Source organism: Pseudomonas hefeiensis (genome assembly GCF_030687835.1).
In the GTDB taxonomy this organism is placed as follows: Bacteria; Pseudomonadota; Gammaproteobacteria; order Pseudomonadales; family Pseudomonadaceae; genus Aquipseudomonas; species Aquipseudomonas hefeiensis.
This window is the reverse complement of sequence record NZ_CP117449.1, coordinates 468,175-484,038: the sequence shown is the minus strand read 5'-3', so window position 1 is coordinate 484,038 and position 15,864 is coordinate 468,175. Positions and strand designations below refer to the sequence as shown.

Below are 15,864 nucleotides of genomic sequence, written 5' to 3'. Positions count from 1 at the left end.
AGCCAGCGGGGATAAAATCCCTCGCCACAAAGTGCGGTGTCTACAAGTCAGGAATCGTGTGTCCAACAAAAAGCCCCGCTTCCTTTCAGAAGCGGGGCTTTTTGCGTATCAGGCCAGTTGAGGCTGTGCGCTCATGGGCTGAAGCGGCAGTAGCGGCGCATGGGGATCGGACTTGACCGATGCACGCCACGCCGCCAGCCATTCGGCATGTCCCTCGCTCCAGATCTGCTCATGCAGGCGGGACAGGGTCACCGGGTCGCTCAGCAGCGCCAGTCGCTCGCTGTTGTTCAGGCCCGCCGGGCCAACCTTGAGGGCGTGGCGAACCCGTTCGATCCGCAGCCATTCGATCGGCTCGGCCTGGCCGTGACGCGATGTGGCCAGGGCAAAGGCCAGGGCGTTCTGTTGCGGATCGACCACTGCCCGGATGAAACCGTCGTTCAGCGCATGCCAACGGTTTTCATGGGTGTACTGGTCAGTCGACAGCAACTCCTGTGGCGGTGCGTATTCCTCAGGGATCAGGAACAGGCTCTCGTCGCGGGACTTCAAGCCCAGGCCCACACGGCTGGAGATCACCGATACCGGAATCGACAGCATCAGCGAACCGACGATCGGCACCAGCCACCACAAAAAGCTCGGGTTCAGCCAGATCACCAGCAAGGCCCAGAGGAAGCCCAACAGGGTTTGCGGGCCGTGGCGCTTGAAGGCTTCACTCCAGGGCGTGGAGTCGTCGTCACGCTTGGGCGAGTTCCAGGTCGCGGCCCAGCCCAGGAAGGCGGCGAGCACGAAGCGGGTGTGGAAAATCATCCGCACCGGCGCCAGCAGCATGGAGAACAACATCTCCAGCAGCATCGACATCGTTACTTTGAATTTGCCACCAAACTCTTTCGCGCCCTTGGCCCAGATCAGGATGATGCTCAGCAGCTTGGGCAGGAACAGCAACACGATGGTGGTGGAAAACAGGGCGATGGCTTTTTCCGGATGCCACTGCGGCCACAACGGATACAGCTGGCGTGGCTCGAGGAAGTATTGCGGCTCCATCAGCGTGTTCACCGCCAGCAGCGCGGTGGATAGCACCAGGAAGAAGAACCACAGCGGTGCCGACAGATAGGACATCACGCCGGTCAGGAATACCGCGCGGTGTACCGGGTGCATGCCCTTGACCAGGAACAGCCGGAAGTTCATCAGGTTACCGTGGCACCAGCGGCGGTCACGCTTGAGTTCGTCCAGCAGGTTCGGTGGCAACTCTTCATAGCTGCCCGGCAAATCGTAGGCAATCCAGACGCCCCAGCCGGCACGGCGCATCAGCGCGGCTTCGACGAAGTCGTGGGACAGGATGGCCCCGGCGAACGCCCCTTTACCGGGCAACGGCGCCAGGGCGCAGTGCTCGATGAATGGCTTCATCCGAATGATCGCGTTGTGACCCCAGTAGTGGGATTCCCCCAACTGCCAGAAGTGCAGGCCGGCGGTGAACAGCGGACCGTACACCCGGGTGGCGAATTGCTGCATGCGCGCATACAGCGTGTCCATGCCCGAGGCGCGTGGCGCGGTCTGAATGATGCCGGCATCCGGCGTGGCTTCCATCAGGCGCACCAGGCTGGTCAGGCACTCGCCGCTCATCACGCTGTCGGCGTCGAGCACGACCATGTACTTGTAGTCACTGCCCCAGCGACGGCAGAAGTCGTCGAGGTTACCGCTCTTGCGCTTGACGCGACGACGACGACGGCGATAGAAAATCTTGCCGAAACCTCCGGCTTCGCGGCAGACGTCCAGCCAGGCTTGCTGCTCGGCGACGCAGATATCGGTTTCGTTACTGTCGCTGAGCACGAAGAAGTCGAAACGGTCCAGGTCCCCGGTGGCCGCAACCGACTCGAACGTGGCGCGCAAACCGGCGAACACTCGCGGCACGTCCTCGTTGCAGATCGGCATCACCAGCGCGGTGCGGGCGTCCTTGGGAATCGGCTCGTTGCCAGCACTGGCACCGGAGATGCGGTACTTGTCGTGCCCGGTGAGCAACTCAAGGAAACCCATCAGCGCCGTCCAGAAACCGGCCGATACCCAGCAGAACAGGATCCCGAACAGAATCAGGATGCTGGTCTGCAATGCATAGGGCAGCACCTGGGTGGCAGTCTGCAACAGCGGCTGGTGCAGGACTTCGTTCAGGTCGACCAACGACCAGCCCTGGTACGGCATGATGCCCTTCATGTACCAGCCGGCGACGATGGTCTGGCCGAGCATCAATATCAGCAGGATATAGCGACGGATCGAACCCACGGTGCGCCAGCGTGCGTGCGGCAGCACGCGCTCATCCTTGGGCGGCTTCGGCGGGTTGGTGCGACCTGTGAGGCGACGCCAAGCGCGCACCAGGATATTGGTGCGCCATGGCTCCGGTACAACCTTGGTCCGACGAATCGGTGGCGTGGCTTTGAGACAGACACGCCCGCTGGCATCGAGTGCCAGCATTTCGGCGTCCTCGAGTTCTTCGGCGGTGCTCAGGGTCAGCCGACGGCCCACCGAGGCTTGCGCCGCCTCGGTGGGTGCATCGAAGGTCGAAGACGAAAGACGCTCGTGCAGCTGGCTGAAAGACTTGCAGCCCGCCAACTCGGCACGCTGCGCATCGGTCATCGGCAAATGAGCCAGATACTCGCTGAGCGTCTCTGGCTGTACTGGAGTATTACTCATCGGCTGGCAACTGATAGCTCCAGGTCTCGGTCAGGACTTGTTCAGTCGGTTCCGGTTCCTGCGGGGTTGGGGTCGACTCAGCGGCAGTGGACGCGTTATCGGCCTTGGCTTCTTTTTCCTGCTCTTTTTCTTTCGCGGTTTCCTTATCGCTCTGCTGCCTGGCGACCTTGTCAGCCTTGGCAAGGGTGGTGGTCACCGAATGGGACGCGGCTGGAGCTTCAACCGGAACCAGTGGACGGACCAGCGCAGCGCGCAATTCAGTGGACTGTTTCGGGTCTTTGATCTTCAGTCGCAAGGTCAGGCGCCAGCCCTTGGTTTCAGGGTTGTAGCGCACATTATTCTCGACGATCTCGCCGTTTTCGCCGACGCTCACCTGACTACGCACTTCGGCGTCTTCCGGCAGGGCTTGCAGGGAAGGGCCTTCGAAATCCACCAGATAAGCCACGCTGCCATCCGGCTGACGGATCAGGTTGGACTGCTTCACGTCACCGGTCGAACGCAGGGTCTGCTTGACCCAGGCGCTGTCCGGCGAATGCAGGTTGGCTTCGTCGAGGGTCCAGTGCAGACGGTAGGCGAAGTCCAGCGGCTGACCTGGCTCAGGCAGCTTTTCCGGGCTCCAGAACGCCACGATGTTGTCGTTGGTTTCGTCAGCGGTCGGAATTTCAACCAGATCGACCGAGCCCTTGCCCCAATCGCCTTTCGGTTCGATCCAGGCACTTGGACGCTTGTCATAGCGGTCATCGAGGTCTTCGTAGTGGCTGAAGTCACGACCGCGTTGCAGCAGGCCGAAACCGCGCGGGTTCTCCACCGAGAAGTTGCTCACGGCCAGGTGTTTCGGGTTGTTCAACGGGCGCCAGATCCACTCGCCGTTGCCGGCATGGATCGACAGGCCGCTGGAATCGTGCAGCTCTCGACGGTAGTTCAGAATCTTGGACGGCTGGTTGGCGCCGAACAGGAACATGCTGGTCAACGGAGCGATGCCGAGCTTGGTTACGCGATCTCGCAAGAACACGCGCGATTTCACGTCGACGACGGTGTCAGTACCCGGACGCAGGATCATGCGATAGGCGCCGGTAGCCCGTGGCGAATCCAGCAGGGCGAAGATCACCAGGTGCTTGTCGGTCGGCCTCGGACGCTGGATCCAGAACTCGCGAAAGCGCGGGAATTCTTCACCCGATGGCAGGGCGGTGTCGATGGCCAGGCCACGGGCGGACAAGCCATAAACCTGGCCTTTGCCGATGACGCGGAAATAGCTCGCGCCCAGCATGGTCATGATTTCGTCTTGCTTGTCGGCCTTGTTGATCGGGTACAGCACGCGAAAACCCGCGTAGCCGAGTTTTTCCGTGGACTTTGGGTCGAACTTGACGTCGCCGAAATCGAAGCGCGTCGGGTCATACTTGATTTCATCGACGGTGGTCGCGGTGATCTCGTTGATCTTCACCGGCGTGTCGAAATGCATGCCCTGATGATAGAAGGACAGCCTGAACGGCGTCTTCTGATCGGCCCATTCGGCTTTTTCGGTGCGGAAACGGATTTTTTGATAGTCAGCGAATTTCATTTCGCGGAATTCGTTCGGCAGATTGCTGCGCGGGGCTTCGAATTTTTGCCCGGCCAGTTCTTGAGCCTTCGCCGATACATCATCCAGGCTGAATGCCCACAGTTGGCCCGCGCCAAACAGGCACAGCAGGGCCGAGCCCGCTACCAGAGCGTTTCTAAACCGTTTGGCAGTCATTTTTGGTGCATTACAGGGACTAACAATCACGAGCAACCCTCGCCGAAAACAGATCAAAAAACCAACGGCCAGATAAAGTATCTGCAAGGTATCGGCATTGAAAAACCGCACCTGCAGGCCACTCTTGCCAAGTTGGCGAGCATTGTTCCGACTCCGATGGGGCAAAATGATTCCCCAAACGGCCCAGGACAAGTCTCTACCTAAGTCAAATGGACCAGCGAACGCTGGTCCCCCGTAGCGCGCGATTATCTAGTAGCCCGCGTGACAACGCATCAGGGGGACCAAAGTATTTATCGAGAAAACTCCCTGTTTTGCCTCGAAACAGGACCGAAAAGATGTTTCAAACGCTTTCAGACCTGTAACAGGAAGGTTACCGGGCCGTCGTTGACCAGATGCACCTGCATGTCGGCGCCGAATCTACCTGATGCCACAGTGCCATGCACCTGTTTCGCCTGGCTTACCAGATAGCTGAATAACGATTCGCCCAAGGCCGGAGGCGCAGCCGTCGAAAAGCTTGGACGCAGACCACTTTTGGTATCCGCCGCCAGCGTGAACTGCGACACCAGCAGCAGGCCGCCACCGACATCCGCCAAGGACAGGTTCATCTTGCCTTCGGCGTCGCTGAACACTCGATAGTTCAACAATTTGTGCAGCAGTTTGTCGGCACTGGCCTGGGTATCCTCGGGCTCGACCGCCACCAGCACCAGCAGGCCCTGATCCACCGCGCCAACGATTTCCCCCGCGACCTCGACACGGGCACCGCGAACCCGCTGCAACAAGCCCTTCATGCTTCTTCGGGCGGCAGATCGAGCAGGCGCCTGGCCATTTGTGCGGCGGCGCGCACCAGCGCGTCGGTGATGCCCGGCTCCGAAGCGGCGTGACCGGCGTCGCGGATCACCTGCAACTCACTGTTGGGCCAGTTCTGATGCAGTTCCCAGGCATTGTCCAGCGGGCAGATCACGTCGTAGCGGCCGTGCACGATGACGCCCGGCAAATGGGCGATCTTGCCCATGTCACGGATCAACTGGTTGGGTTCGAGAAAAGCATTGTTGGTGAAGTAATGGCACTCGATCCGGGCAATCGACAACGCACGCTGTGGCTCGGAGAAGCGATCGACCACCAGCGGGTTCGGGCGCAGGGTTGCGGTGCGGCCCTCCCAGGCCGACCAGGCCTTGGCCGCGTGCATCTGGGCGATCTGGTCATTGCCCGTCAGGCGTTTGTGGAAGGCACCGAGCAGGTCGTCGCGTTCGTCGAGGGGGATCGGCGCGATGTAATCCTGCCAGTAATCGGGGAACAGGCGACTGGCCCCGGCTTGGTAGAACCACTCGATTTCCTGCGGACGGCAGAGAAAGATCCCACGCAGAATCAGGCCGTGTACCCGCTCGGGATGGGTCTGGGCGTAAGCCAAGGCCAGGGTCGAGCCCCAGGAACCGCCAAACAGCACCCATTTTTCGATGCCCAGATGTTTGCGGATGCGCTCCAGGTCTTCGACCAGATCCCAGGTGGTGTTGTTTTCAAGGCTGGCATGAGGAGTGGAACGACCACAGCCGCGCTGATCGAAGGTGACGATGCGATACAGGTTCGGATCGAAATAGCGGCGACTCTGGGCATCGCAACCGGCACCCGGGCCGCCGTGAATGAACACCACAGGCAGCCCTTCCGGGGAACCGCTTTCATCGACATAGAGCGTGTGGGTGTCATCGACAGCCAGATCGTGCCGGGCATGAGGTTTGATCTGCGGGTACAAAGTCTGCATTGCGCGCTCCGTAAGGGGTCGAGTCATCCCTGGGGGGACTTCTATTTAATCTGCCGTCCGGCATCATAAACCCGAATTACCCGAATGAGCATGTCCGCTACGCAGTCAAAGCGTGTCAGCCAGATAAGCCAGCAGTGTGCGATACATCTGATCGACCTCCGGCACCAGGCCTCGGCCCCGCAGGCAGCCATGGATCAGGCCTTCGCCGACATACAAGGAAGCGCTCACCCCGGCGATGTTCAACCGCTCGCTATAAAGGACGCCGTCATCGCGCAACGGGTCCCATTGCGCCACGACGACCAGCGCTGGCGGCAGGCCGCTCAGGTCATCGGCGAGCAACGGCATGGCGTAGCAGGATGGTTGCATGCCGCGCAGGTAGAGCGCGCTGTACCCATCCAGGTCGCTGCTGCTCAGCAGCGGCGCGTCGGCACATTCGTGGCGTGAAGGCAGGTGCGCGGAGCCACCGAGCGCGGGGTAAATCAGCACCTGCACCCGTGGCAGCGCTTGCCCGGCATCACGCAAGGCCAGGCATAACGCGGCGGCAAGATTACCACCGGCACTGTCGCCGGCCACCAGCCGGCGACGCGGGTCGATGGCAAAGGGGACATCCGCCAAATGGCGCCACACCGCGAGACAATCGTCCAAACCCGCCGGAAATGGATGCTCCGGGGCCAGCCGATAATCCACCGCCAGCACCAACGCGCCGAGGGTCGCGGCCAGCTCCATGCAGATGAAGTCGTGGGAGTCCAGATCGCCCACCACCCAACCGCCACCGTGCAGATAGAGCAAGCACGGCCAGCCTGCGAGCGGCGCGGCACGCCGCGGGTGATAGGCCCGTACGGCCACGCCGGCCAGCTCCAGATCCTCGATGACCAGCGTCGGCGGGCATGCCGGGGTGAACGCCCGGCACATTTGGCTGTAGGCCTGGCGCAAACCGGCGAGGCTGTCGTCCGGGCTGTTGAAGCTCAGGGTTTTGTCGATGAAGGCGGACATCTGTTCAGAGAGTGGATATGAGGCCATGAAGAACACCAGCTATTAAAATGTGGGAGCAAGGCTTGCCCGCGATGGCGGTGGCGCATCCAATAGTGATGTCGACTGACACATTGCTATCGCGGGCAAGCCTTGCTCCCACAGATAAATCACTCCACCCAGATAAATCATCCCGCCACAGATAAATCATCCCGCCACAGATAGATCACCCCGCCACAGCTAGGCAGGTCAATTTTTGAGACTGGCCTGCACTGCCGCCACGCCATCCTTGCCGTCGAAACTGGTGACTCCGGCCAGCCATTTCTGCAAATCCTCGGGATGATCGCGCAGCCATTGCCGGGCGACGTCCTGGGGTGTCTGGCGCGCCATGATCGGCACCATCAACTGACTTTCCTGGGCCGCGGTAAACGTCAGGTTATCCAGCAGCCGGCTCACATTCGGGCAGCGCTGGGCGTAATCCGGCGCGGTCACGGTGGAGACGGTTGCGGCGCCTTCGTTCGGACCGTAGACATCTTCGCTGCCCGTCAGGTAGGTGATGTTCATATTGATGTTCATCGGGTGCGGGGTCCAACCGACGAACACCACGAACTCCTTGCGGTTCACTGCGCGCTGCACCGCCGCCAGCATCCCGGCCTCACCGGACTCGATCAGCTTGAAGTCCTTCAGACCGAAGTGATTGGTTTCAATCATGGTCTTGATGGTGGTGTTGGCGCCGCTGCCCGGCTCGATGCCGTAGATTTTGCCGCCAAGCTGGTCCTTGAATCGGGCGATGTCAGTGAACGTCTTGAGGCCGGCTGCGGCCACATAGTCCGGCACCGCCAGCGTGGCCTGGGCATCGGCCAGGCTCGGCTGATCCAGGACCCTCACCTGGTTGGCCGCCAGGAACGGCGCGATGTTGTTGTCCATCGCCGGTTTCCAGTAGCCCAGGAAAATATCGAGGCGCTTGTCACGGATGCCGGCGAAGATGATCTGCTGCACGGCGCTGGTCTGTTTGCTTTCATAGCCCAGGCCCGTGAGCAACACGTCAGCCATGCCACTGGTGGCGATCACGTCGGTCCAGTTGACCACGCCCATGCGTACGGTCTGGCAGGACGCAGGCTCCGCGGCCATCACCCCGGTGCTGAGTATTGCGCTACCGCAGAAGATCGACAGCCAGCGTTTGAACAGTCTTTTCATCGGGAAGGTCTCGTGTGGCAGCGATTATTGTAGGCCGGTGTCTTGCTGCACCGTGCCTGGAACATTACGCAGCGCCGAGGGGAGAAAGGTGAACTGTGGCGACCCGGTTTTGCACGGTGGCGACAGTTCCCCTGCGAGGCTCAAGGACACATCTATCTGTGGGAGCAAGGCTTGCCCGCGATGCAGGCACCTCGACTCCCAGAGACTGCATTAACTTCATCGCGGGCAAGCCTTGTTCCCACAGCCCCCTAACAGGCATTATTTCTTGTAGGTCTGCTGCCCCCACGCCAGCAAGCCTTCCAGCAACTCCCTGAGCACCACCTGGGTCGGTTCCGCCAGATCCGCACGGTAGTTGAACGGCTCGAACTCTTCCATGTAGGTGCTCTGGCACAGTTCCAGTTGCACCGCGTGGATATCCTCGGCCGGGTTGCCGTAGTGCCGCGTGATGTGTCCGCCCTTGAAGCGCCCATTGAGCACATGGGTGAACTCGCCGTGGCGAGCGCAGATGGCTTCGAGCTGGTGGGCCAATGCAGGGTCGCAACTGGCGCCGTTGAAAGTGCCCAGGTTGAAGTCCGGCAACTTGCCATCGAACAGGTGTGGGATCACCGAACGGATCGAGTGGGCGTCGAACAGCAAGGCATAGCCGAATTCGGCCTTGAGCCGCGCCAGCTCCTGCCGCAGGGCCTGGTGGTAAGGCACCCAGATCTGCTGCAGATAAGTTGCCCGCTCCGCGGTGGACGGCTCCAGCCCCTGGCGAAACAACGGTATGCCATCGAACAGGATCGAAGGATACAAACCGGTGGTGGCGCCGACGTACATCGGCTTGTCATCGTCGGGGCGGTTCAGATCAATCACGAACCGTGAATATTCAGCGGCCAGGGTACTGGCCCCCAGTTCGGCGGCGAATTCGTAGAGTTTAGGAATATGCCAGTCGGTGTCCGGCAGGCTTTGCGCCTCGGGGATCAAACCGGCCTGCACCGCCGGCGTCAGGCGCAGGCCGCCGTGAGGCATGCTGATCAACAGCGGCACGCGCCCTTGCTTGAAATTCAGGACCTTCTCCACAACCGTTCTCCTTAATCGATTTCGACGCCGTGACGCACGACGCGTTTTTCCAGATCGCCACCGAGCCAGTACGACAGGTCGGCCGGGCGGTCGATCTGCCAGGCGACAAAATCCGCCACTTTTCCGGCCTCCAGCGAACCGTGGGTAGCGGCCATGCCCAGGGCTCTGGCCGCATGAATCGTCGCCCCGGCCAGGGCTTCTTCAGGGGTCATGCGAAAGCAGGTGCAGGCCATGTTCAACATCAAGCGTAACGACAGCGCCGGCGAGGTGCCGGGGTTGAGGTCGCTGGCCACGGCGATCTTCACGCCGTGCTTGCGCAGGGCGTCCATGGGCGGCAGCTGGGTTTCGCGCAGGAAATAAAATGCCCCCGGCAGCAGCACCGCCACCGTGCCGGATTCGGCCATGGCCCTGGCGTCGTCCTCGGTCATGAACTCCAGATGATCGGCCGACAGCGCCTGATAACGGGCCGCCAGGCTTGAACCGTGCAGCGACGACAATTGTTCGGCGTGCAGTTTTACTGGCAGGCCCAGTTGTTGGGCAGTGATAAACACCCGCTCGACCTGCGCCGGGGAAAATGCCAGGTACTCGCAAAATGCATCCACCGCATCCACCAGCCCTTCGGCGGCCAGCGCCGGGAGCATCTCGGTGCAGATGTGCTCGATGTAGTCATCGGCCCGATCAGCGTATTCCGGCGGCAAGGCGTGGGCCGCCAGGCACGTGCTGCGCACGCTGACCGGCAGCTGTTCAGCGAGACGACGGATGACCCGCAGGATCTTGCGTTCGCTGGCCAGGTCAAGACCGTAGCCGGACTTGATTTCCACCGTGGTCACGCCATCGCGCATCAGGCTTTTCAGGCGTTTGGCGGCGCTGCTGAACAGTTCATCTTCACTGGCGGCCCGGGTAGCGCGCACGGTGCTGGCGATGCCCCCGCCGGCGGCTGCGATCTCGGCATAGCTGACGCCCTGCAGGCGCTGTTCGAATTCACCGCTGCGGTTGCCGCCGAACACCGCGTGGGTGTGGCAGTCGATCAGCCCCGGAGTGACCCAGGCGCCCTTGAGGTCATTGACGGCCGGGTAGTCACCGGCCGGCAGCTCGGCGCGCGGGCCAATCCACTGGATGTGCTCACCGTGGGTGACGATGGCGGCGTCTTCGATGATCGAGTAGACGCCCTGGGCCATGGTGGCGGCGTGGCAGTTTTGCCAGAGGGTTTTCATCCCGGTTTCCTCGAATTATTGAAGATCGAATCGCGAGCAGGCTCGCCCCCACAAGGACTGCGCGGAACCTGTGAGAGCGGGCTTGCTCGCGAAGACGGCGGCACATTCGACATTGATACAAGCTGACCCACCGCTTCGCGAGCAAGCCCGCTCCCACAGGTATCGAAGCTGATCAAACATCATCTGTACCTGCTCGCGACAAGGTCCTTACAGGCTCGGCAACAACTGCGCCGTGACCAGTTCATTCAGGCAACGACTGGCCAACAACTCGCTCGCCGCATTGATGTCAGGCGCGAAGAACCGGTCCTTCTCATAGAACGGCACTTCTGCGCGCAAGAGCGCGCGGGCCTGCTCCAGCTTAGCGGAAGTCTTCAAGCCACCTCGCAGGTCCAATCCCTGACAGGCAGCGAGCCACTCCACCGCCAAAATCCCACGGGTGTTCTCGGCCATTTCCCACAGCCGCTTACCGGCGGCGGGGGCCATGGACACATGGTCTTCCTGGTTGGCCGAAGTCGGCAGGCTGTCCACCGAATGGGGATGGGACAACGCCTTGTTTTCACTGGCCAGGGCGGCGGCCGTGACCTGGGCGATCATAAAGCCCGAGTTCACCCCGCCATTGGCCACCAGAAACGGCGGCAGTTGCGACATGTGTTTGTCCATCATCAGCGAGATACGCCGCTCACTCAGGGAACCAATTTCGGCGATTGCCAGGGCCATGTTGTCAGCGGCCATTGCCACCGGTTCGGCGTGGAAGTTGCCACCGGAAATCACATCGCCCTCGGCGGCGAATACCAGCGGGTTATCCGACACGGCGTTGGCTTCGATCACCAGTACCTCAGCGGCCTGGCGGAACTGGGTCAGGCAGGCACCCATCACTTGTGGCTGGCAGCGCAGGGAATACGGATCCTGGACCTTGTCGCAATTCTGGTGGGAAGCGGAGACTTCGCTGCGCTCGCCCAGTAGATCGCGATAAGCGGCGGCGGCATCGATCTGGCCCTTCTGGCCGCGCGCGGCGTGAATACGCGCATCGAATGGCGAACGGGAACCGAGCACCGCTTCTACCGTCAAGCTGCCCAGGGCCAGGGCACCGGCAAACAGGTCTTCGCCTTCGAACAGGCCACGCAGGGCAAACGCAGTGGACACCTGGGTGCCGTTGAGCAGCGCCAGTCCTTCTTTTGCAGCCAGGGTCAAGGGTGCGAGCCCGGCCACTTTCAGCGCTTCGACAGCCGGCAACCATTCACCTTTGTAACGGGCCTTGCCTTCGCCCAACAGCACCAGGGACATGTGGGCCAGCGGCGCCAGATCACCCGAAGCGCCGACCGAGCCTTTCAACGGAATGTGCGGATAGACCTCGGCATTGATCAGCGCAATCAGCGCATCGATCACCTGCCGACGGATGCCGGAAAAACCCCGGCTCAGACTATTGACCTTGAGCACCATGACCAACCGCACCAGCGCATCGCTGATCGGCTCGCCCACACCAGCGGCATGGGACAGCACCAGAGAGCGTTGCAGGTTTTCCAGGTCTTCACTGGCGATACGGGTCGAGGCCAGCAGACCAAAACCGGTGTTGATGCCATAGGCCGTGCGATTCTCGGCGAGAATCTGCTCCACGCAGGCGACGCTGGCTTCGATCTGTGCCGACGCGCTGGCGTCGAGGCTCAGGGTCACGGGTTGCTGATAGATGTCACGCAATTGAGCCAGGCTCAATTGGCCGGGAATCAGGTTTAAGGCAGTCATGTATTGCTCCTTTTGAGAGTTTTGTTTTCACCCGCCAGTCGCTCCGGAATGTTCCGTTATCCGTCACCCTCGCCTTGTGGGCGGTGGATGCCTTGGCACGCTGGCGGTTTTTTGATCAATTCAAATTCGGTAAAGCGTTGTGCAGCACGGCTGGATCTTTAAGCAGCGCGGCGGCGCTGGCGATGTCCGGCGCCAGCCAGCGGTCCTGGTCGTAGGCCGGCACATGCTCGCGCAGCAGTTTCCAGGCAACGTCAGTGCCGGCCCCGAACCGCTGCGTCTTGAGAAACTCAAAAGCCTGGGCGGCCAGCAGGTATTCGATAGCGAGGATCTGCGTGCAGTTTTCCAGCGCCCGGTGCAGCTTCAGGGCGGCGTTGGTGCCCATGCTCAGGTGATCTTCCTGCAAGCCCGAGGTGACGAAGTTGTCGAGCACCGCCGGCTGGGCGAGTTGGCGATTTTCCGCACACAGCGACGCGGCGACGTATTGCACGATCATCATCCCCGAGTTCACCCCGGGGTTGGCCACCAGGAACGCCGGCAGGCCGCTGACGTGAGGGTTGATCAAGCGGTCGAGCCGGCGTTCGGCGATGGAGCCGATTTCGGCCATGGCAATCGCCAGCAGATCCGCCGCCAAGGCCACCGACTGACCGTGGGGGTTGGCCTGGGACACGACCCGGAAGCTCTCCGGCGTGCCCAGCAACAGCGGGTTATCGGTGGTGGCGTTGAGTTCGGTTTCGATCTGTTGCCGGGCGTGCGCCAGTTGGTCGCGCGCGGCACCGTGAACCTGAGGAATCGAGCGGATGCTCAACGCATCCTGGGTGCGAATGCCCAGGCTCGAAGCGATGACTTCGCTGCCGTCCAGCAGTGCCCGCAAGTTAATGCCGACCTGTTGCATGCCGGGGTGCGGCTTGAGGCCGATGATCTGGGCATCGAACGCCGCGATCTGTCCACGCTGGGCCTCGAAGCTCATGGCACCGATCACGTCGGCCCATTGCAGCAGCCGCGTCGCATCGGCCAGGGCCAGGCAACTGAGGCCGGTCATGCACGGCGTGCCGTTGACCAGGCATAAGCCGTCCTTGGCCCCCAGCTGTACCGGCTGCAAGCCCTCTGCGGCCAGGGCCTGTTGCGCCGAAACGATTTGCCCGCGATAGCTGACATTACCAACGCCCAACAACGCGATGCTGATATGGGCCATGTGGGTCAGGTAGCCCACCGACCCCTGGGATGGCACCTGCGGCGTGATCCCGCGATTGAGCAGCGCCAGCAGGGCTTCGACGACCCTGCGATGAATGCCGGACTTGCCCTGGCTGTAGTTGAGGATGGCCGCGCAGAGAATCGCCCGGGTCTGTTCATCGGCCAGCGGCGCGCCGACGCCACAGGCATGACTGAGCAGTGTGTTGCGCGACAGTTGGCTGAGCTGTTCGTCCTTGAGCGAGACATTGCACAAGGCACCCAGGCCGGTGTTGACGCCATAGGCACGCTCGCCGCTTTCGACGATGCGCTGGACGATGGCCTGGGCATTGTCGATCCGCGCCCAGGCCTCGGCCGACAACTCCAGAGGCGCGCCGCAGCGTGCGACGGCGACCACATCCTGCCAACGCAACGGAGCGTCGGCGATAACGATTTTTTCAGCCTGGGACATCTAAAGCCTCATGCACATATAAGTTGCCAATAACATGGGTGGCGAGGGGATTTATCTGTGGGAGCAAGGCTTGCCCGCGATAAGAACGACGCGCTCTCACTGGAACCGAAGTGTCTGTATCGCGAGCAAGCTTTGCTCCCACAACTGCATCCGGCCTCAAACCACCGCAGCCCTGCGCTGCACAAACCGATCAACATACTCATCCGCCGGCGAGTGCAGGATCTCCCGGGGCGTGCCGACCTGGATCAGCTTGCCATCCTTGAGAATCGCGATGCGGTTGCCGATGCGCACGGCTTCGTCGAGGTCGTGGGTGATGAACACGATGGTCTTGTGCAGGGTCTTCTGCAGCTCCAGCAACTGGTCCTGCATTTCGGCGCGGATCAGCGGATCGAGAGCGCTGAAGGCTTCGTCCATCAGGATGATGTCGGTGTCCGCCGCCAACGCACGGGCCAGGCCCACACGCTGGCGCATGCCGCCGGAAAGCTGATGCGGATATTTGTTCTCGTAGCCCTTGAGACCCACGGTATTGATCCAGTGCAGCGCCCGCTCAGTGCAGACCTGCTTGCTCTCGCCGCGCACTTTCAAGCCGTAGGCGACGTTGTCCAGTACGCTCTTGTGGGGCAGCAAACCGAAGCTCTGGAACACCATGCTGATCTTGTGCCGGCGAAATTCGCGCAGGGCGTCCATGTCCAGCTGCAGGATGTCTTCGCCGTCCACCAGGATCGCGCCGCTGGTGGGGTCGATCAGCCGGTTGAAGTGCCGCACCAGGGTGGACTTGCCAGAGCCGGACAGGCCCATGATCACGAAGATCTCGCCAGTGTCGATGCTCAGCGACAGGTCGTTCACGCCCACCACACAACCGGTTTCGGCCAGCACCTGGTCCTTGGTCTTGTTCTGGCGGATCAGTTCCAGGGCTTCCTTGGACCGATTGCCGAAAATCTTGAAGACGTTTTTGACTTCGATCTTGCTGATGGCTGCGTTGCTCATTTGCTCACCTCATGCCGAGGACGACCATAGGCCTGGGTAATGCGGTCGATGACTACGGCGAGAATCACGATCGCCAGCCCCGCTTCGAGGCCGCGGCCGACGTTGAGCGTCTGGATCCCCACTAGCACGTCCTCGCCCAGGCCACGGGCGCCGATCATCGAGGCTATGACGACCATCGACAGCGCCATCATGGTGGTCTGGTTGATCCCGGCCATGATGCTTGGCAAGGCCAGGGGCAGTTGTACGCCGAACAGCTGTTGCCAGCGGTTGGCGCCGAACGCATTGATGGCTTCCATCACTTCACCGTCCACCTGGCGAATGCCCAGGTCGGTCAGGCGAATCAACGGTGGTGCGGCGTAGATCACCGTGGCAAAAATCGCCGGGACCTTGCCCAGGCCGAACAGCATCAATACCGGAATCAGGTACACGAAGCTCGGCATGGTTTGCATGATGTCCAGCAACGGCATCAGCACCGAACGCAGGCGATTGCTGCGCGCCGAAAGGATGCCCAACGGAATGCCGATCAACACCGAAATAAATGTCGCCACCAGCATCAGGGCGAGGGTCTGCATCAGTTTGTCCCACAGGCCTACCGCACCCACCAGGAACAGCAGGCCGACAATCACCGCCGTGGTCACAACCTTGCGAGTGGCGTGCCAGGTAATGCCGCCGACGATAGCCAGCATTAACCACCAGGGGGCCATGCGCAGCAGGCCTTCAAGGTTGACGATGGCCCATAGCATGGTGTCGGAGATGTGCCGGAACACATCACCGTAGTTGGTCACCAGGGAGTCGACCCAACCGTTGACCCAGTTGGCGATGGAGAAGGTAAAGCTTTCGGGAAACATAAGAGACTCTCGATCAAATGGATGCGGTGAACGTCCCGGCC

Annotated in this window: 12 protein-coding genes; all 12 read right to left on the bottom strand. The window is 61.5% G+C overall.

Annotation, left to right across the window (positions count from 1 at the left end):
* Window positions 1–108: 108 nt before the first annotated feature.
* The 12 genes from mdoH to PSH57_RS02030 all read right to left on the bottom strand — a co-directional run bounded on the left by mdoH (window position 109) and on the right by PSH57_RS02030 (window position 15,823).
* Window positions 109–2,679 (bottom strand): glucans biosynthesis glucosyltransferase MdoH, encoded by a 2,571-nt coding sequence (gene mdoH, locus PSH57_RS02085; protein ID WP_305387516.1) that lies wholly within the window; start codon window positions 2,677–2,679, stop codon window positions 109–111.
* Window positions 2,672–4,411, bottom strand: coding sequence for a glucan biosynthesis protein G (locus tag PSH57_RS02080; protein WP_305387515.1), 1,740 nt, complete (start codon window positions 4,409–4,411; stop codon window positions 2,672–2,674). Before PSH57_RS02080 ends, mdoH begins: the two co-directional genes overlap by 8 nt.
* Before the next feature lie 350 nt (window positions 4,412–4,761).
* Window positions 4,762–5,199, bottom strand: coding sequence for a D-aminoacyl-tRNA deacylase (dtd, locus tag PSH57_RS02075; RefSeq protein ID WP_305416304.1), 438 nt, complete (start codon window positions 5,197–5,199; stop codon window positions 4,762–4,764).
* Entirely contained in the window at window positions 5,196–6,167 is a 972-nt protein-coding gene (pip, locus tag PSH57_RS02070) for a prolyl aminopeptidase (RefSeq protein ID WP_305387512.1), read from the bottom strand. Before pip ends, dtd begins: the two co-directional genes overlap by 4 nt.
* 105 nt (window positions 6,168–6,272) lie before the next feature.
* Window positions 6,273–7,187, bottom strand: a complete 915-nt coding sequence (locus PSH57_RS02065; RefSeq protein WP_305387510.1) for an alpha/beta hydrolase — start codon at window positions 7,185–7,187, stop codon at window positions 6,273–6,275.
* 198 nt (window positions 7,188–7,385) lie between these two features.
* Window positions 7,386–8,333, bottom strand: a complete 948-nt coding sequence (locus tag PSH57_RS02060; RefSeq protein WP_305387508.1) for a choline ABC transporter substrate-binding protein — start codon at window positions 8,331–8,333, stop codon at window positions 7,386–7,388.
* Window positions 8,334–8,591: 258 nt separating this feature from the next.
* On the bottom strand, window positions 8,592–9,395 hold the full coding sequence (gene hutG / locus PSH57_RS02055) for an N-formylglutamate deformylase (RefSeq protein WP_305387507.1): 804 nt from the start codon (window positions 9,393–9,395) through the stop codon (window positions 8,592–8,594).
* 11 nt (window positions 9,396–9,406) lie between these two features.
* On the bottom strand, window positions 9,407–10,609 hold the full coding sequence (hutI, locus tag PSH57_RS02050; RefSeq protein ID WP_305387505.1) for an imidazolonepropionase: 1,203 nt from the start codon (window positions 10,607–10,609) through the stop codon (window positions 9,407–9,409).
* A 207-nt stretch (window positions 10,610–10,816) separates the two neighbouring features.
* Window positions 10,817–12,349, bottom strand: coding sequence for a histidine ammonia-lyase (gene hutH, locus PSH57_RS02045; protein WP_047226936.1), 1,533 nt, complete (start codon window positions 12,347–12,349; stop codon window positions 10,817–10,819).
* Window positions 12,350–12,464: 115 nt separating this feature from the next.
* On the bottom strand, window positions 12,465–13,988 hold the full coding sequence (gene hutH, locus PSH57_RS02040; RefSeq protein ID WP_305387504.1) for a histidine ammonia-lyase: 1,524 nt from the start codon (window positions 13,986–13,988) through the stop codon (window positions 12,465–12,467).
* A 156-nt stretch (window positions 13,989–14,144) separates the two neighbouring features.
* Entirely contained in the window at window positions 14,145–14,975 is an 831-nt protein-coding gene (locus PSH57_RS02035) for a quaternary amine ABC transporter ATP-binding protein (RefSeq protein WP_305387502.1), read from the bottom strand.
* Window positions 14,972–15,823 (bottom strand): ABC transporter permease, encoded by an 852-nt coding sequence (locus tag PSH57_RS02030; RefSeq protein ID WP_256229436.1) that lies wholly within the window; start codon window positions 15,821–15,823, stop codon window positions 14,972–14,974. Before PSH57_RS02030 ends, PSH57_RS02035 begins: the two co-directional genes overlap by 4 nt.
* Window positions 15,824–15,864: the final 41 nt, after the last annotated feature.